This window comes from Providencia sp. PROV004 (assembly GCF_011045615.1).
Lineage (GTDB): Bacteria > Pseudomonadota > Gammaproteobacteria > Enterobacterales > Enterobacteriaceae > Providencia > Providencia rettgeri.
This window is the reverse complement of sequence record NZ_CP042859.1, coordinates 3564306-3589138: the sequence shown is the minus strand read 5'-3', so window position 1 is coordinate 3589138 and position 24833 is coordinate 3564306. Positions and strand designations below refer to the sequence as shown.

Below are 24833 nucleotides of genomic sequence, written 5' to 3'. Positions count from 1 at the left end.
TATGCTCCTAGCGACTCACTTGCTTGTCGCCTAACTGCAACTCGAATTATTTAGAGTAAATTTATGTTATTTTTATCAGAAAGCACGTTGATAAGGCATAATGCCACTTTCTAACATTTTCTGACTACCTAAACTATGATTGTTATTTAGGCCTCTAAGTTCCACATTGATTGACCATTTATTGTCATATTCACTGCTAAACTTCTCTTTTTGCCAACCAACTATCTTACGTTCATAGCCAAGATTGACTGCCCAGCAACAAGTATTGTATTGCAAACCAACCAGTTGGCTCGCAGGTTGCTGTTGTTTGGTATCATAATAATATGAACCTACAAAGCCCCAACGCTCGCTTAATGGCCAACTCATGACAGCACCCACTTGTGAAATACCGCGTTGGTATTCAGGCAGTGTATAGGTATAGCCACCATTCGCAGTATCTTCACGACGGAAGGTTGCTTGAATATAATCGCGGTCAACGAAACGGTAGTTCAACTGAACTAAACGATCGGCATCTAAACGGTATTCTGCAACCGCATTCCCCATTGTGACATTACCGAGACGGCGGTCATATTGTAACCCACCACGCAAGCCCCAGTTATCATCAATTCGCCACATAGAGTCAGTGGCCCACAATAATGAACCTGTGTTGCTTTTATCATCTATTGGGCGATTTGAATCACCAGCACGTGGGCGTTCAAAGTAATAAATTTGCCCCACAGAGAAGTTAAAGCGCTCAGCTAAAGTATCGTCATAAACACGTGTTGTGACACCTGTGGTGAACTGGTTTGCAGAGGCGATACGGTCAAGGCCACTGTAAATCCGGTCACGGAATAAACCGCTATAGTCTGACTGCAGCAATGAAGAGTCAAAGTTATTGATATTATCTTGATCTTTATACGGAATATACAAATATTGGACACGTGGTTCTAATGTTTGAACGAAATCGCTGCCTTGGAAAAGGTCTCGTTCGAAGACAACTTTTGCATCGCTTTTAAACATGGGTAGAACACGCGTAACATTTTTTTCTAAGCTAGTATCCGTATTCGAGCGAGGAATATCTTGGTCGTAATGAGTCGCATACAATTTGATGCTGTTATTCATATTTGCCCAACCATTAGACAATGGCAGGTTTACTTCTGGCTCAATGTGTAAGCGAGTTGCGTCTGGGTTATTTTTACCCACACTCGTAAAACGAGCAGCTTGTGCGTAAGTATGCACGTCAAAGGCACCTAAATTATTTTTATAATAATTGAAGTCCACTTGTGGCTCTGCTTTATAAGCGCGCTTGTTGGGGTTATCCGCAAAAATTTGGAATTGCTTGTGAGTGACTTTCGCATTCCAGTTTGTATCTGAATAACCTGCACTGAATTTTTGCGTAGCGTAGCCATCAGTGGTGCTACCGTACTGGGAACTAAAGTCAGTAAAATAGCTAGGGTCGCTCACTTTGGTATAGTCAGAGCTGAAGTTCCAATGCCCCGCGTAAGTCCCAGAATGGCGCCAGTAGAATAACCAACGGTCATCGCTATCACGATCTTCACGCTTACCACGTTCTTTGTCTTTGATATAAGCACGGTCATGATTTAGAAAATCAAAGGCCACGGTGCCTGTACCTGGAGCAATAAGGTAGCGGAATTCATTATTTAATTTTACACCACGGTGGGTCATAAATTGCGGTGTAATTGTGGCATCGTAGTTTGGTGCAATATTCCAATAATAGGGTAATGAGAACTCTAGCCCATCGTTACTTGAATAACTTCCCGTCGGAATTAAAAAACCTGAACGGCGCTTATTGCCAATCGGTAATTGCATATATGGGCTATAGAAAATAGGCACGTCACCCACTTTAAAGCGCGCATGCCAAATTTCAGCGACTTCTTCTTCGCGGTCGATAATGACTTCAGAGCCCGCGACGCTCCAGCTATTATTACCGGGTAAACAGGTTGTGAATGTACCGTTTTCCATAATAGAGTAACGGTTTTCACCACGCATTTTCATTTTCGTCGCATCACCACGCCCCTGACGGCCTACCATCATGTAGTTACCGTCATTCACATCAGTGTTTTTATTATCTAAGTTAGACCACGCAGAAGGGCCTTTTAAGATAATTTGTGGGTCATCGTAGTGCACATTACCAGTGGCTGTTACTTCACGCACAGGGAGTTCACCCGCTGTTTCTGTTTGGGTGAGTTTAACGTTATCAGCGGTTAATGTTTGGTTCCCTTGTTGAATATCGACATTACCTTCATATTCAACAAAATTAGGGTATTCACCACGGACATCTTCAGCGGTAATGTGAATCGGCAGGTTATTAGGGTCACCTTTTACAATCGGTTTGGTGTAAACAGGGACACCCAGCATACACTGCTGTGCAAGGTCAGCATGCGCTTGCTGACTATAAATTGCCGCCCATACCATGGTGGCGAGTAGTGTTGGATAGCTTTTTTTCATCATTAAATATGGGGTTCCGTCATCATTGGCATCGCCAGCAAACGCTCAAAGACTAACTTAGCCAACCACTTTGCGCCAGTATAATGTAAGAAACTTTACGCGCGGGTAGTTATGCATAGAGCTGAATGAATAGTATGATAATGCAAAATTGCATTTTGAGCATTGAAGAATTGAGGGATATATGCACTATTGGGGCAAAATTATTGGCGTTATACTCGCAATCGTCTCTGGATTGGGCTTTTGGGGAGCGCTAGTTGGGTTAATTATTGGGCATGGTTTTGATAAAGCATCGATTCAACGTAAATTTGCAGGGAGAATGAATAAGCGAGATCGCCAAATCATTTTCTTTGCGAGTACCTTCCAAATTTTGGGGCATTTAACGAAGTCCAAAGGCCGTGTAACCGAGACAGATATTCAGCTTGCGACCAATTTAATGGACAGAATGCAATTACATGGAGAAACACGAAAAGCGGCTCAACAAGCATTTAGAGAAGGCAAATCCCCTAACTTTCCATTGCGTGATGTATTAAAACAATTACGTATGGCCTGTTATGGCCGTTTTGACTTGATTCAGATGTTTCTGGAAATTCAATTACAAGCTGCTTTTGCTGATGGACAATTACACCCGAACGAACGAAAAGTGTTGTTTATTATTGCCGAAGAGCTCGGTATTTCTAAGGTTCAGTTTGAACAGTTCTTGGATATGATCCAAAGTGGTCGCCAATTTGGCCAAGGATACTCTCAGCAGCAATCAGGAGGGTATTATCAGCAATCAAATGGCCCAACCCTTGAAGATGCTTGTAAAGTGCTTGGCGTGTCTCCTAGTGATGACCCAACAAAAATTAAGCGAGCCTATCGTAAACTGATGAGCGAACATCACCCCGATAAACTAGTTGCGAAAGGTTTGCCGCCAGAGATGATGGAGATTGCGAAGCAAAAGGCGCAGTCTATCCAAGCAGCTTATGACTTAGTTAAGAAGGAGCTCGGCTTCAAATAAATTTCCCCGTCATATTTCGCGCCGCAGCGTTGTTGGCTGCGCTCGCGCACCCTAGTCACATACTACTGTATGCTCCTAGGGATTTGCTCTCTTGCCGCCTAGCTGCAACACGAACTATTTAGGGGAAATCAGGCTAACGAAGAAAAACCAAAAAATCTCGCTTTGTTGTCTTCATTCATGAACCCTAGTCACGTAGTTATCTACGCTCCTAAGGATTCGCTCTCTTGCCGCCTAGCTGCAACACGAACTATTTAGGGGAAATCAGGCTAACGAAGAAAAACCAAAAAATCTCGCTTTGTTGTCTTCATTCATGAACCCTAGTCACGTAGTTATCTACGCTCCTAGGGATTTGCTCTCTTGCCGCCTAGCTGCAACACGAACTATTTAGGGGAAATCAGGCTAACGAAGAAAAACCAAAAAATCTCGCTTTGTTGTCTTCATTCATGAACCCTAGTCACGTAGTAATCTACGCTCCTAAGGATTCGCTCTCTTGCCGCCTAGCTGCAACACGAACTATTTAGGGGAAATCAGGCTAACGAAGAAAAACCAAAAAATCTCGCTTTGTTGTCTTCATTCATGAACCCTAGTCACGTAGTAATCTACGCTCCTAAGGATTCGCTCTTTTGCCACCTAGCTGCAACACGAACTATTTAGGGGAAATCAGGGGAATAATTAAAATGGATTATTTCGCTTCCGTTTTTTGTTGGCTGCGCTCGCGCACCCTAGTTACATAGTTATGTATGTTCTTAGGGTAAAACAAACGGGAAAATAATCAGCGCAAAAACAGAGTGAGTTAATTTTTGCACTGGTAATATTGAAATCTAATCAATCGATTAGAGACCGTTAAAAATCCGGTGGGCAGGTAAAATGCATTGGCGTGCCATATTCAGGATGAGTGATGTATAATTCCTGTGCATGTAATTGTAAGCGAGGGGCGAGCGCTTTGGCTTCATCGTGAGCATAGAAACGGTCGCCTAATATTGGGTGGCCTAAAGCTAACATATGGACTCTCAGTTGGTGAGAACGACCCGTAATAGGTGAAAGCTTCACGCGTGTCGCTTGTTCTTCGTATTGTAATACTTGGTATTCAGTTTGTGCCGATTTCCCTGTTTCGAAACACACCTTTTGCTTAGGGCGGTTTGGCCAATCGCAAATTAGCGGCAAATCAATCAAGCCTTTTTCTTTTTCTAAATGTCCCCAGACACGAGCAATATAGAATTTTTTGGGCTCACGCTCCCTAAATTGGCGTTTGAGCTCACGCTCAGCCTTTTTGTGCAGTGCCACAACCATGACGCCACTGGTTGCCATATCTAAGCGATGTACGGATTCAGCAGCAGGAAAATCACGTTGAATACGGCTCATAATGCTATCGTGGTGCTCAGGGGCTTTTCCGGGAACAGAAAGTAGTTCGCTTGGCTTGTTGACGACAATGATATGGTCGTCTTGATAGAGGATGTGGAGCCAAGGTTCTAGCGGTGGATTGTACGGTATCATTCAATTACCCGTCATACTTCAAGTTGTAGGGGTGTTAGCTTCACTCAGCTACTCGGGTCACGTACTTATGTATGCTCCCCAAGATATCTTCGTTTGCTGCCTACCTACAACTCGAATTACTTAGGGTAACCCTATTTTTATTACGCAAAAGTACGAAATAAAATAATTAGTTCGAGTTGTAGATTTTAAATTAATTATCAAACCATATAGAACAATATGGTTTGATTATCATAGTTTACTGATGAGTCACCACAACTAAGCGAATGGCATCTAGGCGCCATGTGGCTTGGTCGATATTGGTCATCAGTTGCTGGCGCTCTTCTTCAATAATATCAAGCTCTTCATCACGGATGTTTGGGTTGACCGCTTTGAGTGCTTCTAAACGAGAAAGCTCCAACGTCAGCGCTTTATCAGCCGCTTCTTTTGCATTTTCTATCAATGCGTTGGCTTCTTTTTCGATCATCGGCTCAGATAAGCGTAATACCGAATGAACCTCATTTTGTACTGCATTTACCAGTTTGCTCGCCATATGGCGGTTAATGGCATTTAATTGGCGGTTAAAACTTTCAAACTCAACTTGAGATGATAAGTTATTACCTTTTAAATCAATTAATAAGCGTACCGGGGTTGCTGGTAAGAACCGGCTGATTTGCAGGTTCTTAGGCGCTTGAGCTTCCACAACGTAAATGAGTTCAGTCAATAAGGTGCCAACAGGCAGCGCTTTGTTTTTCAGTAAAGAAACCGCACAACTGCCTGTATCGCCAGATAACACTAAATCTAAACCATTACGAATAATAGGGTGTTCCCAGCTGATAAATTGCGTATCTTCACGGGAAAGCGCTTGCTCTCTATCAAACGTGATGGTGCAGCCATCTTGAGGAAGTCCTGGGAAATCAGGTACTAACATATGGTCAGATGGCGTTAGGATAATTAAGTTATCACTTTTGTCTTCTTGATTAATGCCAACGATATCAAAAAGATTGAGCGCAAAGTTAACCAATTCAGTATCGTTATCGCCTTCGCTAATTTCTTCAGCTAACTGATTACCTGACTCGCCACCGTTTGAATGCATTTCAAGTAAGCGGTCACGGCCTTGTTCTAATTGCAATTTTAAGCTGTCATGCTCTGCGCGGCAGGTTTTAATAAAATCATCAAAACCTTCAGTGACTGTCGGTTCAGCCATAAATTGCAGCAATGGTTGGTAGTATTTATCGTAGATAGCTCGGCCTGTTGGGCAGGTATGTTCAAAGGCATCTAAGCCTTCGTGATACCAACGGATCAATACAGATTGAGCGGTATTTTCTAAATAAGGCACATGAATGCTGATATCACGGCTTTGGCCAATACGGTCTAAACGGCCGATGCGCTGCTCAAGTAAGTCTGGATTAAACGGCAGATCGAACATCACCAACTGGTTAGCAAATTGGAAGTTACGCCCTTCAGAGCCGATTTCAGAACACAATAGCACCTGTGCCCCTTCTTCTTGAGAAGCGAAATAGGCAGCTGCTCGGTCACGCTCTAATAGTGATAACCCCTCATGAAACACGGCAGCACGAATCGCTTCGCGTTCGCGTAACACTTGCTCCAATTGTAGTGCGGTTGCGGCTTTCGCGCAGATCACTAACACTTTTTCATGGCGGTTTGCGGTCAAAAAGCCCATTAACCATTCAACACGTGGGTCAAAGTTCCACCAAGTGGCATTTTCACCTTCAAACTCTTGGTAAATTTGCTCAGGGTAGAGCATTTCTTTTGCACGTGTTTCAACGTCTTTTTTACTGCCCATAATACCTGCCACTTTAATTGCAGTTTGGTATTGGGTGGGCAATGGCATTTTTAGTGAATGCAACTCACGGCGAGGGAAACCTTTGACACCATTACGGGTATTTCTGAACAACAGTCGGCTGGTACCATGGCGATCCATTAACATGTTGATCAGTTCTTGGCGTGCGGCATTGCCGTCTTCACTTTCAAGGTTTGCAGCCTTTAATAGTGGTTCGATATCTTGTTCTTTGATTAGCTCATTAAGCAAATTTTGCTGGTCATTAGTTAGTTTATCACCTGACAGCAACAGCGAAACCGCATCAGCAACAGGGCGGTAGTTTTCTTGCTCAGCAATAAACTCCTGGTAATCATGGAAGCGGCTAGGGTCAAGTAAACGCAGGCGAGCGAAGTGACTTTCTTGGCCTAGCTGTTCCGGTGTTGCCGTTAATAGCAAAATAGACGGAATATTTTCAGCTAATGTTTCAATAACTTGATATTCGCGGCTCGGGGCAGTTTCGCTCCACTGTAAGTGGTGAGCTTCATCGACAACCATCATATCCCAGCCCGCTTCAACTAATTGGTCAAAACGCTGCTTATTACGGCGGACAAAATCCAGTGAACACAGAACGAGTTGTTCTGTTTCAAATGGGTTATCGCTATCATGTTGTGCTTCACTGTAACGGCTATCATCAAACAAAGAAAAACGCAGATTAAAGCGGCGCAGCATCTCAACCAGCCATTGGTGTTGTAAGCTATCAGGAACGATAACTAAGACGCGCTCTGCACGGCCTGCCATTAATTGCTGGTGGATAATCATCCCCGCTTCAATGGTTTTACCTAAGCCCACTTCGTCAGCGAGTAATACGCGCGGATGGTGGCGTTTTCCCACTTCATTGGCAATATGTAATTGGTGTGGGATCAGGCTTGCACGAATACCGCGTAGGCCTGTCGCTTGGTGTTTGACTTGCTCACTTTGAAATTTGCGCGCACGAAAGCGTAAAGCAAAGCGATCCATACGGTCAATTTGCCCAGCAAATAGACGATCTTGCGGCTTATTGAATGTGAGCTTGCTGTCGAGGAACACCTCTCTAAGGCTGACACCGGTTTCTTGCGTATCTAAACGTGTGCCGATGTAAGTCAATAATCCTTTATCTTCTTCAATGCTTTCAACTTGAAGTTGCCAGCCTTCGTGGCTGGTAATGGTATCACCTTCATTAAACATCACTCGGGTAATAGGGGCATCGCTGCTAGAGTATAGGCGGTTTTCGCCACTGGCAGGGAAAAGCAACGTTACCATACGGGCATCAATTGCCACGACGGCACCTAATCCAAGTTCGCTTTCTGTATCGCTGATCCAGCGTTGACCAAGAGTAAATGGCATAGATTTAACTTAATTCCATAAAATTGAGAGTTTATTTTTTAGATTTTTTAAGACAATTTTTATCAGTGTCTTCGCCCAGTGTTGGTGTAACTCATTAATAGTTACACAAGGAAGAGTTCGAATTATTTTAAAAATAGTCGTTACCTGATGATTAATTATACACATTTAATCATTCAAATTGCAGCAAAGTGAGCACTAAGGCGTTTGCTGGGCTTGTGGCCGAGACAATGAGTCAGTCTATTTGAATTATAATGAGTATTGTTGATTATCACGCATAATTTGTGTAGCCAGACGTGCGAGACACCAAAGGGGCGATATATTAATTCAACCGAAGGCTATCGTCACCTGTTAAAAAAACATCAAAGGTAGAATAAATTTTAAAACAAAAGGGTAATTTGCCCAGTTAGCAGGGTATCAAAGTCATCCTGTAAGAAAGGCAAGATAGCATCTGCTATCGGTTTGATTTGTTTGGATATATAATGTTCGTAATCCGGTTTTGCCGTGATGATTTCCAATGGTTCAGGCCCCGCCTGAGTAATAATATAGTTTATCCAACCGCCATTTTGGTACTGCAAAGGGCGCTGTAATCTTAAATTATAGTCATCAGCAGTACGAGCGGCTCGAACATGCGGAGGAACATTTTTTTGGTAATCAGTCAATTTTCGGCGCAGACGCTTACGATAAACTAAACGGTCATCATATTGGCCCGAACGAATATTTTGGACATACTCACGAATATATTCACGGTAAGGTTGGTGATAAAAAATACGAGTATAGAGCTCTTTTTGGAATATTTGAGCTAATGGTGTCCAGTCTGAACGAATGGTTTCCAGCCCTCTAAATACCATGGTGTCTTTACTCAATCCTGCATAGCGCTTTTTGCTCCCCATTTCGGCACCACGTACGGTGGGCATCAAAAATCGGCGGTAATGGGTTTCATACTCGAGCTCTAAAACACCTTCTAATTGCCATTCTTCTGCTAAATGTTTTTTCCACCAACTATTTACGTAATCACGTAAAGCAAAGCCAATTTTTTGTGCTTGTTCTTCATTGTGGGCATCACGTAACCATACAAACGTGGAGTCGGTATCTCCATAAATAACTTGGTAACCCTGTGACTCAATCAAGCGTTTGGTTGTACGCATAATTTCATGGCCACGCATGGTGATTGATGCGGTCAGTCTTGGGTCAAAAAAACGGCATCCTTCAGCTCCTAATACTCCAGCAAATGCGTTCATAATAATTTTTAGCGCTTGGGATAGTGGTGCATTATGCTCTTTTTTGGCTTTATCCCGCTCTTGCCAGATATGGCTGACAATATCGGGTAAACAGTGGGTTGTGCGAGAAAACCAAGCTTGGCGAAAACCGGGAACCGAATGTGCAAGGTTAGGGTGTGCTAACCCGTCAATCATACCTGCAGGGTCGATGAGAAAAGTTCTAATAATTGAAGGATATAGGCTTTTGTAGTCCAAAACTAATACGGAGTCATATAACCCGGGTTGGGAGTCCATGACAAAGCCCCCGGGGTTCAGTTGCATTTTTTGTTCTGTGAGGTTGGGCGCAACGAAACCAAGTCGGTGTAAGCGGGGAATATAAAGGTGTGAGAATGCAGCTACAGAGCCCCCCATTTTATCAACAGCAAGACCTGTTACCGTTGAACGTTCCTGCAAGAAAGCCATTAAATCGGTTTTTTCAAAGATTCGATGGACTAAAATACAGTCCTGAATATTGTAGTGAGCTAAAGCAGGTTTATCGTGAGCGAAACGACGGTTGATCTCATCCATTCGGTCATAAGGGGTATCAATCGCTTTACCTTCACCAAGTAGCGCTTGGGCGACAGACTCTAAACTAAATGATGGAAAACTCCAGGTCGCTGCTTTTAATGCATCGATACCATCAATAATTAACCGGCCTTCAGCAGCGGCAAAAAAGACGCCTTGTTTAAATCCATGCTCTCGCCATTCCAGCTTTTTGCTTTGCCGGCCAAACAATAAGGGGATGCCATAACGCTCTGCATGTTTTTGTAATACTTGTAGGTCGAATTGGATTAGGTTCCAACCAATGATGGCATCAGGGTCGTATTGGTGAAGCCATTCATTGAGTTTATGAAGTAATTGCGGGCGGCTATTCACATAGATTAAGCGATGTTCAGCGCTCAATGCAGGCCCTTGTTCTGGCCCCAACATAAATACCACGTTGTCACCACAGCCAGACAGCCCTATAGAATAGAGTTCACCATGTTGGCTGGTTTCGATATCAAGGGAAACGGCCTTGACTAAGGGGCGGTAGCCTTCGCAAGGTTTTAGTTGAAACTCCCCTTGCTGATTTCGAGAAAACCAGACAGAGGCCGCGATAAAGCGTTCCATTAGATACCGTTCACTTGGGCGAATATCGGTTTCTAATAATTCAACACCCAATTCGTTGCAGTTTTTTTCAAGGTTCTGTAATTGTCGATATTGGTGGCAATAAATCGCATAGACCTTTTCACGTTTAAAATCAATTAATTCAAGAAGCCGATAGGTAATATTGGGTTGTTCATCTAATAGGTGTTTTACTCGAGGAAATTGAGATTCAGCTAAAAAACCAATCGCTTTTTGATATGGAACAGTGACCTTTTGTGGTTGGTTATCAGTGAGTAGCCAATAAGAGACCTCGACACCGTGACGGGTGTCTCTCCAGTGCCGGCTAAGAATAAAGCCTCTTTCCGCTGGGGCGATGAGTTGGGTCATTAGGCTACTCGCATAAAAATAGTTAGGATAAATATACGCGAATAGTGTGAATTTATACAGTGCTAATTATTAGAAACGGCTGTAATACTCAATAAAGCAGATGCTGCACTTTGCCCTTGTAATAGGCTTTGGGTATCGCCATCGTAAGCAATTTTGCCCTCTGCAATAACCAGTGTTCTCGGGGCAATTTGTAGGGCATCATCAACATTATGAGAAACCATTAACAGTGTGATTGATTTTTCCGCACAAATTTCCTTGAGTAATAGTAGCATTTCTCGGCGTAATGCAGGGTCGAGAGCAGAAAAGGGTTCATCGAGCAGTAAAATCGGTTGATTACGGATCATGCAGCGTGCTAATGCCGCACGTTGTCGTTGCCCCCCCGACAGTTGCGCCGGTAACCTATCTAAACATTCACTCAGGCTGACACGACTCGCCATTTGCTCAACTTGCTGAATTTGCGTTTTATTGAGGCGCAAATTGGGTTGTAACCCAAGGCCAATATTTTGCCGGATCGTCAGGTGTGAAAATAAATTATTTTCTTGAAATAGCATAGAAACAGGGCGCTTAGCGGGTGGGCTAAAGGTATGGTCTTCGCCATTAAGCTCAATCGTACCATTATTGGGGAATTGAAAGCCGCTAATCAAACTTAATAGCGTACTTTTCCCTGCACCACTAGGCCCCATAACAGCAACAGATTCACCAGATTGAACAGAAAAATCAAACGACATTGTCAGGTTGTCGTATTGGTAATCTAGCTGAGTCAATTTAATCATGATGTTTTCCTGAAATACGTTCAATCAAGCTAAATAAGCAAAAACAAAGCAATAACAATAGCATGGCTGTCACTGCACCATCGTTTGATCGGTAAGCCCCTATTTGCTGATAAAGATAATAAGGGAGCGTGCGGAAGTTATCATTGCCAAATAACGCGACGACACCAAAATCACCAATTGAGATAACACAGGCAAACGCAAGAGCTTGAGCGATTGGTTTGCGTAGTGCTTTCAGTTCAATAATTCGCAAACGATTAAAACCCGAAATATCGAGTGATTGGCATAACGGGTTATAGCGTTCAGCACTGTCTCGCATAGGGTTTTCTAATACTTTTAACGCATAAGGAATGGCCAACAAAGCGTTAGTCATGATAACTAATGGGTAAGGGGATTCAGGTAAGCCTATCGTTTCATTAAAAAAGATAAAAAAACCTGTCGCGAGGACGATACCCGGCATGGCTAAAATAATTAACCCGCTAAGCTCTATGGCTTGCCCTAAACGAGCTGCTTGGCGTAAGCGCAATTCGCGGCTGCTCCATAACAACATTAAGGTTAGTACCACACAGACAGCGCCAGCACACAGTGCAATAAACACTGAGGTTGCCGTGGCTTGCCATAAGGCGGGTTGCTGCAATACCGCCCAAAGTTGCCCATTTAATCCATCGAAAATAACCGCGAACAGCTGGGGGAGTAGTAATAGTATGGCAGCGGCGATGAGCAAAAAATCACGAATGCGGCGAAACGTGTTATCAGCAGGATCAACCCATTGGGACTGATGACTAAAACCAACAGAAAATACACTATTTACTCTGTGGCAGATAAACATCAAACCGACACAGAAGAAGAGTTGAATTAATGCTAAAATAGTGGCTCGCCCTAAATCAAAATCATAATTAAGTGCTTGGTAAATAGCTAATTCGATGGTCGTAGCTGCTGGGCCACCCCCCAACGCGAGAACAGTCGCAAAGCTGGCAAAGCACAGCATAAAAATTAACGCAGCAGTGGGTAATATTTGTCTCCGTAAATAAGGCCATTCTAAAATGGTAAATTGCTGCCACTCATTAAACCTCAGCTGTGCTGCAATTTGCCGTTGCTCAATAGCGATATTTTCTAAAGATTGTAATAGCATACGCGTTGCTAGCGGCATATTAAAGAAGACATGTGCTAGCAAAATCCCCTTTAGGCCATAAGGCGAAAAACTGTAATTAAGCCCCAATAATTGGCACAGTTTAGCCAGCCAACCCGTTTGCCCGTAAACCGATAAAATACCAAATACGGCAACTAACACAGGAAGAACCAACGTCATTGCACATAAGCGTAAAAATAGAGTTCGCCCAAAAAAACGACGGCGATGCAATGCTCTGGCGAGAAAAATAGCAGGGACTACAGAAAAAATAGCGGATAAAAAAGCCTGCCAAAAGGTAAAACCAATCACATGCCACAAATAGCTATCGCTGATAATATCAGCCATTGAAATTTCAGGCGCAAAAAACCACAGAGCACCAAAACTAATGAGTGCAACGGTAATCAGTAATCCGGAGGCCAACGCCCCCGGTAGTAGAGATAAATTAATTAGCGACTGACGGCGGTTTGCCATAAACGAGTCCAATTTTGGCGTTCTTTGGCCACTTCTTGAGAACTAAATTGTAAGGCTTTTTCAGGTAGAGGTAACTGGTTATAGACCTCTGGCAATGGAATATCAATGACCGGATACATCCAGTTGGTTGTTGGTAAAGTATTTTGGAATTCAGGGGTTAAGACAAACTGTAAAAATTGTTTTGCCAATTCAGGCTCTGGACTGTTTTTTAACCTTGCAGCCACTTCAACTTGCATATAGTGCCCTTCATTAAATAAGGCGGCAGCATAGTTATCTTTTTGGTCATTGAGCATTTGATAGCCCGGCGACGAGGTATAACTGAGTACAAAATCACCTTCTCCTTTTAAGAACAGGCCATAAGCTTCACTCCAACCTTTTGTTACGGTAAGCGTTTTGCCTGCCATTTTTTGCCATGCATCAGCAGATTTGTCGCCATACAGCTTTTCAATCCACAGCATCAAGCCAAGTCCAGGGGTACTGGTTCGAGGGTCTTGGTAAATAATTTTCCAATTATTTTCACTATTTAATAATGCATCCATGCTGGCTGGTGGTTGTTTAATTTTATTAGTGTCATATATAAATGCGAAGTAACCATAGTCATAAGGAATGAAAGTTGAGCTATCCCATGAAATAGGGAGTTTTAATGCGCTGGTATTAATGTCAGCAGGGGCAAACAGGCCTGTTTTTTCAGCAGAATCTAATAAATTATTATCTAACCCTAAAATCACATCCGCTTTGCTTTTTTTTCCTTCCATTCTGAGCCTGTTTAGCAGAGCTACGCCATCCCCCAGTGCGACTATTTTTAATTCACAATCGCACTGCGCTTCGAAATTCTTTTTAATTTGTGGGCCCGGTCCCCATTCTGCTGCAAAGGAATCGTAGGTATAAACAGTAAGCGTTGGTTTATCAGCCCATGCCAATTGACTTAAACTGAGTGCACTAAAGGTAAGAATAGATGCTATAATTTTGTTTTTAAACATGCTTTTTCCTGCGCTAAAAGATAGTGACACAGGATTTGAGGAGGAACCGGTGCAGATATGCAGGCGGTGGCTCAAATCCCTACGCCGGTATTAACCGGATCAGGTTCTACGGGTTATTTCTCAGCCTAAATAAATTCGGCACCCCGTTGAGATGTTCACTATTGTAGTGACTTCAGGCATATCTGCAAACTGTATTGATATAGGTTTACCAGTTTAGGTATGTGTGAAACAATTAGGCATCTTTCAAATTTGGTTATTGAGGTAGTCTGTGATTGATGATGATGGCTACCGCCCGAATGTAGGAATTGTAATTTGTAATCGGCAAGGGCAAGTTTTATGGGCCCGCCGCTATGGTCAGCACTCATGGCAATTTCCTCAAGGAGGCATCAATCCTGGGGAATCGCCGGAACAGGCGATGTATCGTGAGCTATACGAAGAAGTCGGGCTACAGCGTAAAGATGTCAGGTTATTGGCATCTACCCGTAATTGGTTACGTTACAAATTACCCAAGCGTTTGGTGCGTTGGGATACAAAACCTGTTTGTATTGGGCAGAAACAGCGTTGGTTTTTACTCCAACTTCAATGCAATGATGCCGATATAAACGTGCAGCGCAGTAAATCGCCAGAATTTGATGGCTGGCGATGGGTCAGTTATTGGTATCCTGTTAGGCAGGTCGTTTCTTTTAAACGTGAAGTTTATCGGCGTGTCATGAAAGAATTCGCCCCCGTAGTAATGCCTTTACAGGAACAAAAATTACCACAACGACCCACTTTTAATAACCGTAGGCGTGGAGCAAAGTAGCCTATGTTGATGCGTTTACGTGAAATTGTCGAAAAAGTTGCAATGGCGACAAGTTTGACTGATGCGCTAGAAGTGTTGGTGAATGAGACTTGCAAAGCAATGAGAACAGATGTTTGTTCCATTTATTTAGCCGATCACCTTCGCCAATGCTATTACTTAATGGCAACCCGCGGGTTAAAAAAACCTAGCGGGATTGCTATTCGTCTAGGTTTTGATGAAGGTGTCGTAGGGGCGGTAGGGCGCCAGTCTGAGATGCTCAATCTAGCCGATATTCGTGAACACCCTCAGTATAAATTCCTGCCTCAGCTTAAAGAAGAACGCTTGAGAGCTTTCTTAGGTGTTCCCGTGGTCTATCGTCGCCAATTATTAGGCGTGCTGGTGGTACAGCAGCGGGAAAAGCGGTTGTTTAATGAAACCGAAGAATCTTTCATGGTCACATTGTCAATGCAACTGGCTGTGATTTTGTCACAAGCGCAAGCGAAAGGTATTTTTGGGCAATATCGGCAAAATAGAATTAAAGCGATTCCGGTATCACAGGGAATTGCAATGGCTTATGGGTGGCAAGATAGCTCCCAACCTTCTTTAGATAGTATTTTCCAAGCGAGTGCTATTGATATCGATAAAGAAAAACAACGCCTTGTCGCCGCTCTTGAAAGTGCCACAGCAGAATGTCGTCGTATTAGTAAGCGTTTTATGGCTAGCTCAGCAAAAGAAAGTGCTGCGATTTTTGATCTCTATAATCATCTACTTAGTGACCCTCAACTAAAAAAACACCTGTTTGCCGCTATTAATGACAATGCAACCGCTGAATGGGCGGTTAAAACGGTTATTGAAAATTATGTGGAGCAGTTTTCTCGCCTGCGTGACCTTTATCTAAGGGAAAGAGGGGCAGACTTAAAAGCATTAGGTCAACGCTTATTGTTTCATCTTGATGATTCACTTACCGCAAATGAACAATGGCCAGAAAGCTTTATTTTAGTTGCTGATGAGCTAAGTGCTAGCGTGTTGGCTGAGTTGCCTATTGAACAACTTGCCGGTGTGGTCGTGCGTGACGGAGCAACACATTCTCATTCTGCGATTTTAATCAGAGCCATGGGGATCCCTGCAATTATGGGGGCTGATATTGAGCCTTCGTTATTACATAACCGCCATTTAATATTGGATGGGTACCGTGGTGAGGTCTTTATTGAACCTGAAAATTTAATTGTTCAGGAATATCAGCAAATTATTGAAGAAGAAAATGCCATTAGCCGCTTAGCTGAAGGGACTCTTGAGCAAGATGCAATACTTAAAGATGGCGAAAAAGTTCACATTTACCTTAATGCAGGTTTAAGTCCGCGTTACGAGCAACAAATTAACACTGGGGTTGATGGTGTTGGTTTGTATCGTACTGAGCTGCCTTTTATGCTGCACAATGGTTTTCCCTCGGAAGATGAGCAGAAACAGCTCTATAAGGAAGTTTTGCAACTTTTTCCTACCAAACTGGTTGTGCTAAGAACTCTTGATATAGGGGCAGATAAACAGCTGCCTTATATGCCAATTAGCGAAGAAAACCCAAGCTTAGGTTGGCGTGGTATTCGTATTATGTTGGACCAGCCCGAGATCTTTTTGATTCAGCTAAGGGCTATGTTACGGGCGAATACGCTTTCGGGTAATTTACGTATTTTATTACCGATGGTGACAAGTGTTAATGAGATAGACGAAGCAATTTTGCTGGTTAAAAGAGCAAGAGAAGAAGTGAGTGTTTTATTAAAAATGCCAGTTGAGATGCCTCAAATTGGTATTATGCTTGAAGTTCCTTCTTTACTGTTTTTACTACCTGAAATTAAAAAACGTGTTGATTTTATCTCTATCGGGACTAATGACTTTACACAATATTTACTTGCTGTTGACCGTAATAACACCCATGTAGCAGCGCTATATGATAATCTTCATCCCTCAGTTGTGCGCTTTTTAGCAAAGGTAAGTGAAGAGTGCCAACGCCTGGAACTCCCTGTAAGCGTTTGTGGGGAAATGGCAGGTCAACCACTTAGCGCAATGGTATTAATTGCACTTGGGTATCGCTCTTTAAGTATGAGTGGGCGTAGTGTTCCTCGCATGAAATATTTAATCCGCCAGCTTGACCCTGCTTTGATGTCACAGTTAGTACCGAAGTTATTGGCTGCAGAAACTTGTGATAGCGTTAGGCAAGAAGCGAGTGAGTTTATGGAACAGCACCGTTTAGGTGGTTTTGTGCGTGGTGGAATTTAATTTACAACAAGATGTAAGCATCTAATTTGGTTAAGGCCTAAAAATATCAAGTATAAATGATGATACTTTTTGTTGTATGCTTCAGGGTGCTTCACAAATTGAAGCCTGTTGAATACGTAATAGTCGACGAGTAGTTGGCTTAATGATTAAAAAGTGGGGAACAATGAGTAACAACTACTTAGCATTTCCGGAAATAGATCCTGTTATGTTTTCGATTGGGCCAGTGTCGTTACATTGGTATGGTTTTATGTACCTTGTTGGTTTTGTTTTTGCCCTTTGGCTTGCAGGGCGTCGTGCCGCAAAACCAAATAGTGGCTGGACAAAAAATGAAGTCGAAAACTTGTTATATGTTGGCTTTGTTGGCGTATTTGTTGGTGGTCGGCTAGGTTACGTTTTCTTCTATAATCTTCCTGTTTTTCTTGATGATCCTCTATACCTCTTTAAGGTTTGGGATGGCGGTATGTCCTTCCATGGGGGCTTAATCGGTGTGATATGTGCCATGATGTGGTTTGCTCATCGTACTCGCCGTCGTTTCCTGCAAGTTTCTGACTTTGTTGCACCATTAATTCCATTTGGTTTAGGCATGGGGCGTATTGGGAACTTTATTAATGGGGAGCTATGGGGACGAGTTACACTTGATACGCCATGGGCATTTTTATTTCCACATTCACGCAGTGAAGATATTCAGCTTGCCGCCCAAGACCCTTCGTTACTACCCATATTAGAGCAGTATGGTGTGCTACCAAGACATCCATCACAACTTTATGAAATGTTCTTAGAGGGAATTGTTCTGTTTCTCATCTTGAACTTATTTGTGCGTAAGCCCCGCCCTATGGGGAGTGTTTCTGGGCTATTCTTGATTGGTTATGGTGCATTTAGGATTATCGTTGAATTCTTTAGGCAACCGGACGCACAGCTTGGTTTATTTGGTGGTATTAGTATGGGGCAAATTCTATCAATCCCAATGATTATTATTGGCATTCTAATGATTGTCTGGGCTTATAAATATGGTAAGAATGTGCCGGCTCATAAGCCACTAAAAGAGCCTAAAAAGAGTTAATTAGTCCATTTATTGGGGCTAACTTAGTCTGTTGAGTATAACTATTTTGTAAATAAAACAATGAAATACAATAAGGCGAAGGTTAGCCACTTAAGTTATTTTTGAAAAAGAGAGTCACTATGAAGCCGTATCTTGATTTATGCCAGCGTATTATTGATGAGGGTCAATGGGTTGAAAACAAACGTACAGGTGTTCGTTGTTTAACCGTTATTAACGCTGACCTTGAATATGATGTTGGTAATAATCAATTCCCCTTGATTACGACTCGTAAAAGTTTCTATAAAGCGGCGATAGCTGAACTTCTCGGTTATCTCCGTGGCTATGACAATGCAGCTCAATTTCGTGAAATTGGTTGTAATACTTGGAATGCAAATGCAAACGAAAACCAAGCATGGCTGAATAATCCCCATCGCAAAGGTGAAGACGATATGGGGCGCGTATATGGTGTTCAAGGGCGCTCATGGCAACGCCCAGATGGAACACATTTAGATCAGCTGAAAAAAGTCGTCAATAACTTAAAGAATGGTATTGATGACCGTGCGGAAATTATCACTTTCTATAACCCTGGTGAATTTGAAATGGGCTGCTTGCGTCCTTGCATGCATACTCATACTTTTTCACTATTAGGTGATACGCTACATTTAACATCTTACCAGCGTAGCTGTGATGTACCTCTTGGTTTAAATTTCAACCAAGTACAATGTTTTGTTTTACTCGCTCTAATGGCTCGTATTACAGGACATAAAGCAGGTAAGGCTTATCATAAAATTGTGAATGCACATATCTATGAAAACCAATTACCTTTAATGCGTGATGTCCAACTAAAACGTGAGCCTTTTGCTTCTCCGTCATTGATTATTAACCCCAAAATTCAGTCATTAGAAGATCTCGAAACATGGGTAACTTCAGATGATTTTATCCTTGAAGGGTACCAGTGCCATGAGGCTATCAAATATCCATTTACTGTTTGATTAGTGAATAAATTTTTAACTAAGATGGTTTTATCAAAAACCATCTTAGTATTGTTTTTTAATATCTTATTAATTTTCCTTCTTTATCAATCTCATCATCCTTGACGAAATTTATCTTGGCTCATAAGCCATTTACTTTCGTGTATTTATTTTGACTGAACTATTTCTTTGCGAGGCTCTTCGCAAATTGAGTTGTATTGCTCTGAATCTATCTATTTTTTTGCGAAACGTTATGCAGTTTGTAATCACAAAACTCGCTATACCGTTTTTTTTGGGCAATCTCAGGCTTGTGTATGAAAAAGTGGAGTCACAACAAGATGAGAGTTGATTCAAATACAATACAGCGTGGTTTCACCTTAATTGAAATTCTTATTGTTTTATTTATTTGCTCTTTCATTATGTTGTCCGGTTTATATCAATGGCAACAGCAGGTAGAAAGACAACGGTTAATCGATGCTGCTAGGCAAGTATCTGAGTTTATTTATAGCCAAATGATAGAAGGGGTCTATTTAAATAGGTACCAAATATTATCGGTTAAGGTTGGGAAAGGTGATTGGCAGCTTATTGTTAAGGATGCAAATAACAAGCAGCAAGTTGGCAAGCTAACAGCAGAAAGGCACCAAGGAATAACTCTTAGCAAAGCAAGCCGTACTTCAATCCAGCTTTATGGAAAACAGGGAACTATTCGTGCTTTTAGCATAGAGCTAAAAAATCAACATGAGCAAATCACAATTTATATTTCTTCATTAGGTCGTATAAGAAGTTGTAGCCATAAAAAAATGGCCGGAGTACCGAAATGTTGACCCTCTTAACTAACGATAAATTAAAAAAGCAGCAAGGATTTACGCTAATTGAAATGTTGATGGCAATGGCTATCAGTAGCATTGTGTGTGTATCAGCGATGAGCGCCATTCCCACATTATTTAAACAAACTTATCGGTCTTACATTCAATATCAAATAGACAGGGATATAAGACAAACATTGATAAACATGGAAAAAGATTTTAGAAGGATTGGTTATTGCAGTAGCCTGAATTGTGGAAAGGAGCCTTTAAAAATTGCATCTAAGGCTTTAAGCCAAGGGAACAATTCATGCATTATTTTTGCTTATGACCAAGATTTATCAGGTAACTGGGAAAATATTAAATCTAAATCGATAGATTCTGATTATTTCGGTTATCGCTTAAATAATGAAAAATTAGAAACCAATAGGAATGTCAGGGATTGCAATGGAATACGTTGGCAATCGCTATTTGATGAGAAGCTAATCAAGGTTAAAAAATTAGTATTTAATTGGCGGGAAAATGTGCAATTACTTGAAATGGAAATTAGCCTTAGAACAGAGTTATTACCTAATCAAACATTTAATTACCGAATAGCGGCCTTGGTTAGAAATTTATGAAGCGTATAGAGCAACAACAGGGAAATGTTTCTCTATTGATGGTTATTATTTTTATCACAATAGGCACATTATTGATTAAATCTGTGCATTTCTTCCAAGAACGAGCTAGAGATGAGCAGCGTAATGAAATTAAGTATTTCGATGCTTTTAATAAAGCAGAATCAGCCCTTGCATGGGGAGGAACATTGCATTGGGATAGTAAACATAGAGAACTAAGGCATTGGGTTTGCCAGAAAGAGGAAACTCAACAATGGAAAAGTTGCTTAAAACATTACAAAGGGGCGACTTTCGTACTTTCGGGACAAAGTCATTACCGCTCTGAAAATGAAATTAAAGTTTACCGGTGGATGGTATTGGATGTAAATAAACGACAGTTTTTTCCTCGTGAAAAAGGGTGGTTAGATTATTGTCCAGTGATTAAAAAAGGGTTTTGCGAGTGAGAATAAAGCAGCAAGGGTTTGCATTAGTTGAAGCGATGATTGGCGTGGTTATTTTTGCTATTTCACTGGTAGCTTTGGTAAACTATTCTCAATATATCATATTGAATTTTAATCAATTGTATATGAATTCTTCGGCAATTAGAGTGCTGCATAGCACATTAGAAAAAAGCGTAATGTCAGGGAAACCAATATCAGGGGAGAAAAATTCTTCCATAGGGCCAAATTTGCGTTACCCTGAATGGAAAATGCAAACAGTTCGCATACCACGGGTCGATAACTGTACTGAGTTAATGGTATCGTTAACGGTAAAAAAACAGCCATTTTCATTGAGTCGTTGGTATTGCTCAACAGGAGAGCATCATGTTTCAAGTGTATCATTCTAATCAATTAGATTTATTAAAAGATCTAATGACTCATTTAATGAAAAATGAACCACTTTCTCATCCTTTTGAGCAAGAAATAATTTTAGTACAAAGTCCTGGAATGTCACAGTGGCTACAAATCGAACTTGCTAAGCAGTTTGGTATCGCTGCAAATATTAATTATCCCTTACCTGCAACATTTATTTGGGATATGTTTAGGCGGGTCTTACCGAAGATTCCAAAAGAAAGCGCTTATACCAAACAAGCAATGACATGGAAATTAATGACAATATTGCCAACCGTCATTAACGAAGAAGAATTTGAACCTTTAAGGCATTATCTTCAAGAGGATACCGATAAACGTAAGCTGCATCAACTTGCAGGTAGGATTGCTGATTTATTTGACCAATATTTGGTATATCGCCCACAATGGGTTGAAATATGGCAAAAAAATGAATTAATAGAGGGGCTAAGTGAAAATCAATTGTGGCAAAAACGTTTGTGGCAATGCCTTGTTGATTATTCAAATGAATTAAAACAGCCGCCTTGGCACAGAGCTAATTTATATCAACATTTTATTGATACATTATCATCGAATCCTGATTTAGGAAAAATGCTGCCAAAGCGTATTTTTATTTGCGGTATCTCATCTCTTCCACCTGTTTATTTACAAGCTATCAATGCAATAGCAGAACATACAGATGTTCATTTAATGTTCACTAACCCATGTCGTTATTATTGGGGAGACATTCAAAGTGCATCATTTTTAGCTAGGTTGCAGCAAAGGAAACTTCGGCATTATCTTGACAAACATGAAATTTCTCGTTTTAAACTTGAGGATCATACTCCTAATTTATTTAATGAAAATGGCGAGCAGGATATCGTAAATCCACTGCTTGCATCGTGGGGAAGGCTAGGCCGAGACAACCTATACTTTATTTCTCAAATCGATAGTGCTAATGAAATTTCAGCTTATGTTGATACTGAACGAGCCAATTTATTAGAGAATATCCAGCAGGATATTTTAGATCTCGAAAACCATGCTCAATTAGGAACAACATTAGAAAATTATGAAACGAGTGTGGGTAAGCGGCCAATCAATGAGCTAGATGATTCGATAACATTCCATTTATGCCATAGTGCACAGCGGGAAGTCGAAGTATTACAAGATCATCTACTTTCTCTCTTTGAGCAAGACCCATCGTTAACCCCGCGTGATGTGATAGTCATGGTTGCCGATATCGACAGCTATGCTCCCTATATTCAGGCTGTTTTTGGTAATACAGCATCAGTTCGTTATATCCCTTTTTCAATATCCGATAGGAAAGCGCTACAGGCTCACCCTATTTTACAAGCATTTATTATGCTACTCGATTTACCTCAGAGCCGCTTTTCAACGGAGCAAGTTCTCAGTCTACTTGAGGTTTCTGCTTTTTCTCAACGTTTTGGTATTGATGAAAGTGAATTAAGTTTATTACGCCGCTGGGTTAATGAATCAGGGATTCGCTGGGGGCTTGATGATGATAATGTACGCTCCTTCGCTTTGCCGGTGATAGGGCAAAATACATGGGAATTTGGCTTAAGTAGAATGTTGCTTGGCTATGCAATGGACAGTAGAAATGGCCCGTGGAATGGTATTTTACCTTACGATGAGTGTAGTGGCTTAGCGGCTCAGCTTGCCGGGAAATTAGCATTATTAATCAATACACTAAGAGAGTGGCGCGCTGTACTAGCACAGGAACGTCCACTTGCAGAATGGAAAGAACTTTGCCAGCAATTACTTGATAGCTGTTTTATGGTTGATGGTGAAACTGAACTGGTTCTCGCACTATTGACGGAACAGTGGCATCAAATAATTGATAACGCGATAACTTCAGGATATGAAGAGCAAATTCCATTACGATTAATTCGTGATGAACTTTCAGTTCGTTTTGATGATGAAAAGATTAGTCAACGTTTCTTGGCTGGAGCCGTTAATTTTTGTACTTTGATGCCAATGCGCTCGGTGCCATTTAAGGTTGTGTGTTTACTGGGGATGAATGATGGTGCTTACCCTCGGAATATACCGCCTTTAGGGTTTGATTTGATGGCTGAAAAGCCTGTGCGTGGAGACCGAAAACGCAGGGACGATGATAGATATCTGTTTTTAGAAGCATTGAATTCAGCATCTAAACAACTTTATGTTAGCTATATCGGGCTTTCTATTCGCGATAATCAACCTTGTAATCCATCAGTATTAGTAACTGAATTAATTGATTATATATGCCAAAGCTTTTGTTTAGTTGGCGATGAAACGTTGACCATTGATGAAAGTGCTAAGCGGTTAAGCGAGCATCTGGTCATTCAACATAATAGAGTCCCATTTGCAAAAGAAAATTTTTTACCAGAAACACCTTTTCAGAGCTTCGCGAGCGAGTGGTTACCTGCCGCAAAAACAACAAATAAAGTTGATGAACCATTTTGTTCAGTACTTGAAACTCGTGAACCCATTACGGAAATTTCTTTAGAACAATTATTACGTTTTTATCGTCACCCGATTAGGGCATTTTTTCAACAACGTTTGAAAGTACATTTTTCTATTGAAGAAACTGAACTACCAGAAGAAGAGCCATTTAACTTAGGTAGATTACAACGATATAAAATTAATGATCAAATTTTAGATTTACTTGTCAAAGATAAGAATATTGAGCCTTTTTATTCTGCTTTAAAAGCATCGGGCCAGCTGCCTGCTAGGCAATTTGGTCAACTTTTTTGGGAACAGCAGTTGAACGAAATATCGCCATTAGCCGAAAAAGTTAAAGAATATGATATGCAGCTATTTGATTATCCGTTTGATTTTCAGTTAAATGGGATAAAAATCACAGGGTTACTGAAAAATATTCATGAAACAGGAATGGTACGCTATCGTCCTGCTTACTTAACCGCTAATGATGGGGTGCAGCTATGGGTGGAGCATTTGCTATTTAACTCACAAATTGGTGAAGGGGAAAGCCTTGCACTAGGAAGAGATAATAGTATTTGGCAGTTTTCCGCTATTAACAAAGAAGATGCATTGGTTTATCTACAAGATTTAGTCGTAGGCTACTGTGAGGGGTTTAATTCTCCGTTAATTCTTCTTTCTCAAAGTGGTTGGAGTTGGGTTAAGGCTTGTTTTGATAAAAAGACGAAACAGTACGATTTTTTGAGTGAAGAAACTCAGCAAAAAGCATTATCTGCTTTGCTCCAAAACTTACAAGGAAGTCAGATACAAAGAGGCGAGATGGAAGATGATTATGTGTCAAGAATTTGCAGAAGCATTGATGATGTGATGATTAAAACTTTATTATCAAATACTCAGCGGTTTTTATTACCGATGACAAAATACTTGAAATGACAGGAGAGCACCA

17 protein-coding genes and 1 riboswitch are annotated in these 24833 nt (G+C 41.3%); of the genes, 10 read left to right on the top strand and 7 right to left on the bottom strand.

Translation table 11 applies throughout. The features are described 5' to 3' along the window. Positions 1 to 75: 75 nt before the first annotated feature. Positions 76 to 2451 (bottom strand): LPS assembly protein LptD, encoded by a 2376-nt coding sequence (gene lptD / locus FVA69_RS16375; RefSeq protein WP_042851533.1) that lies wholly within the window; start codon positions 2449 to 2451, stop codon positions 76 to 78. A 178-nt stretch (positions 2452 to 2629) separates the two neighbouring features. Between lptD and djlA the strand changes: the two genes are divergently transcribed. Then, a complete protein-coding gene (djlA, locus tag FVA69_RS16370) occupies positions 2630 to 3445 on the top strand; it encodes a co-chaperone DjlA (RefSeq protein ID WP_004908636.1) in 816 nt (271 codons plus the stop codon). An 843-nt stretch (positions 3446 to 4288) separates the two neighbouring features. On the opposite strand, the gene rluA is transcribed toward djlA, so the two are convergent. From rluA to thiB, 6 genes are all read right to left on the bottom strand, one after another. Further along, positions 4289 to 4939 carry a bifunctional tRNA pseudouridine(32) synthase/23S rRNA pseudouridine(746) synthase RluA gene (rluA, locus tag FVA69_RS16365; RefSeq protein ID WP_004908638.1) on the bottom strand — a complete coding sequence of 217 codons (651 nt, stop codon included), beginning with the start codon at positions 4937 to 4939 and terminating at the stop codon, positions 4289 to 4291. A 235-nt stretch (positions 4940 to 5174) separates the two neighbouring features. Next, positions 5175 to 8081, bottom strand: a complete 2907-nt coding sequence (gene rapA / locus FVA69_RS16360) for an RNA polymerase-associated protein RapA (RefSeq protein WP_164529107.1) — start codon at positions 8079 to 8081, stop codon at positions 5175 to 5177. Positions 8082 to 8458: 377 nt separating this feature from the next. After that, a complete protein-coding gene (locus FVA69_RS16355) occupies positions 8459 to 10810 on the bottom strand; it encodes a DNA polymerase II (RefSeq protein ID WP_164529106.1) in 2352 nt (783 codons plus the stop codon). A 62-nt stretch (positions 10811 to 10872) separates the two neighbouring features. Continuing rightward, positions 10873 to 11583: a thiamine ABC transporter ATP-binding protein ThiQ gene (thiQ, locus tag FVA69_RS16350; RefSeq protein ID WP_123382293.1), complete on the bottom strand. Its 711-nt coding sequence runs from the start codon at positions 11581 to 11583 to the stop codon at positions 10873 to 10875. Then, complete coding sequence (gene thiP / locus FVA69_RS16345) at positions 11576 to 13180, bottom strand: thiamine/thiamine pyrophosphate ABC transporter permease ThiP (protein ID WP_164529105.1); 1605 nt, start codon at positions 13178 to 13180, stop codon at positions 11576 to 11578. The genes thiQ and thiP overlap by 8 nt, the downstream gene beginning before the upstream one ends. Further along, positions 13156 to 14160 carry a thiamine ABC transporter substrate binding subunit gene (gene thiB / locus FVA69_RS16340; protein ID WP_004908655.1) on the bottom strand — a complete coding sequence of 335 codons (1005 nt, stop codon included), beginning with the start codon at positions 14158 to 14160 and terminating at the stop codon, positions 13156 to 13158. The genes thiP and thiB overlap by 25 nt, the downstream gene beginning before the upstream one ends. 58 nt (positions 14161 to 14218) lie before the next feature. Then, positions 14219 to 14316: riboswitch (TPP riboswitch) on the bottom strand. Positions 14317 to 14428: 112 nt separating this feature from the next. Here thiB and rppH point away from each other — a divergent pair. From rppH to recC, 9 genes are all read left to right on the top strand, one after another. Then, complete coding sequence (gene rppH, locus FVA69_RS16335; protein ID WP_004908658.1) at positions 14429 to 14962, top strand: RNA pyrophosphohydrolase; 534 nt, start codon at positions 14429 to 14431, stop codon at positions 14960 to 14962. 3 nt (positions 14963 to 14965) lie between these two features. Beyond that, positions 14966 to 17212, top strand: a complete 2247-nt coding sequence (ptsP, locus tag FVA69_RS16330) for a phosphoenolpyruvate--protein phosphotransferase (RefSeq protein WP_004908660.1) — start codon at positions 14966 to 14968, stop codon at positions 17210 to 17212. 163 nt (positions 17213 to 17375) lie between these two features. Next, positions 17376 to 18272: a prolipoprotein diacylglyceryl transferase gene (gene lgt, locus FVA69_RS16325; protein ID WP_004908663.1), complete on the top strand. Its 897-nt coding sequence runs from the start codon at positions 17376 to 17378 to the stop codon at positions 18270 to 18272. A gap of 119 nt (positions 18273 to 18391) precedes the next feature. Further along, the gene (locus tag FVA69_RS16320) at positions 18392 to 19243 is read left to right on the top strand and encodes a thymidylate synthase (protein WP_004908666.1); all 852 of its coding nucleotides are present in this window, start codon (positions 18392 to 18394) and stop codon (positions 19241 to 19243) included. Between the two features lie 317 nt (positions 19244 to 19560). Further along, positions 19561 to 20046, top strand: a complete 486-nt coding sequence (locus FVA69_RS16315) for a prepilin-type N-terminal cleavage/methylation domain-containing protein (RefSeq protein WP_004908669.1) — start codon at positions 19561 to 19563, stop codon at positions 20044 to 20046. Further along, positions 20040 to 20645: a prepilin peptidase-dependent protein gene (locus FVA69_RS16310; RefSeq protein WP_109911785.1), complete on the top strand. Its 606-nt coding sequence runs from the start codon at positions 20040 to 20042 to the stop codon at positions 20643 to 20645. The genes FVA69_RS16315 and FVA69_RS16310 overlap by 7 nt, the downstream gene beginning before the upstream one ends. Next, positions 20642 to 21085, top strand: coding sequence for a DUF2509 family protein (locus FVA69_RS16305; protein WP_004908674.1), 444 nt, complete (start codon positions 20642 to 20644; stop codon positions 21083 to 21085). The genes FVA69_RS16310 and FVA69_RS16305 overlap by 4 nt, the downstream gene beginning before the upstream one ends. Next, entirely contained in the window at positions 21082 to 21468 is a 387-nt protein-coding gene (locus FVA69_RS16300; RefSeq protein WP_004908676.1) for a prepilin-type N-terminal cleavage/methylation domain-containing protein, read from the top strand. The genes FVA69_RS16305 and FVA69_RS16300 overlap by 4 nt, the downstream gene beginning before the upstream one ends. After that, on the top strand, positions 21446 to 24820 hold the full coding sequence (gene recC, locus FVA69_RS16295) for an exodeoxyribonuclease V subunit gamma (RefSeq protein ID WP_004908679.1): 3375 nt from the start codon (positions 21446 to 21448) through the stop codon (positions 24818 to 24820). The genes FVA69_RS16300 and recC overlap by 23 nt, the downstream gene beginning before the upstream one ends. Positions 24821 to 24833 lie beyond the last annotated feature (13 nt).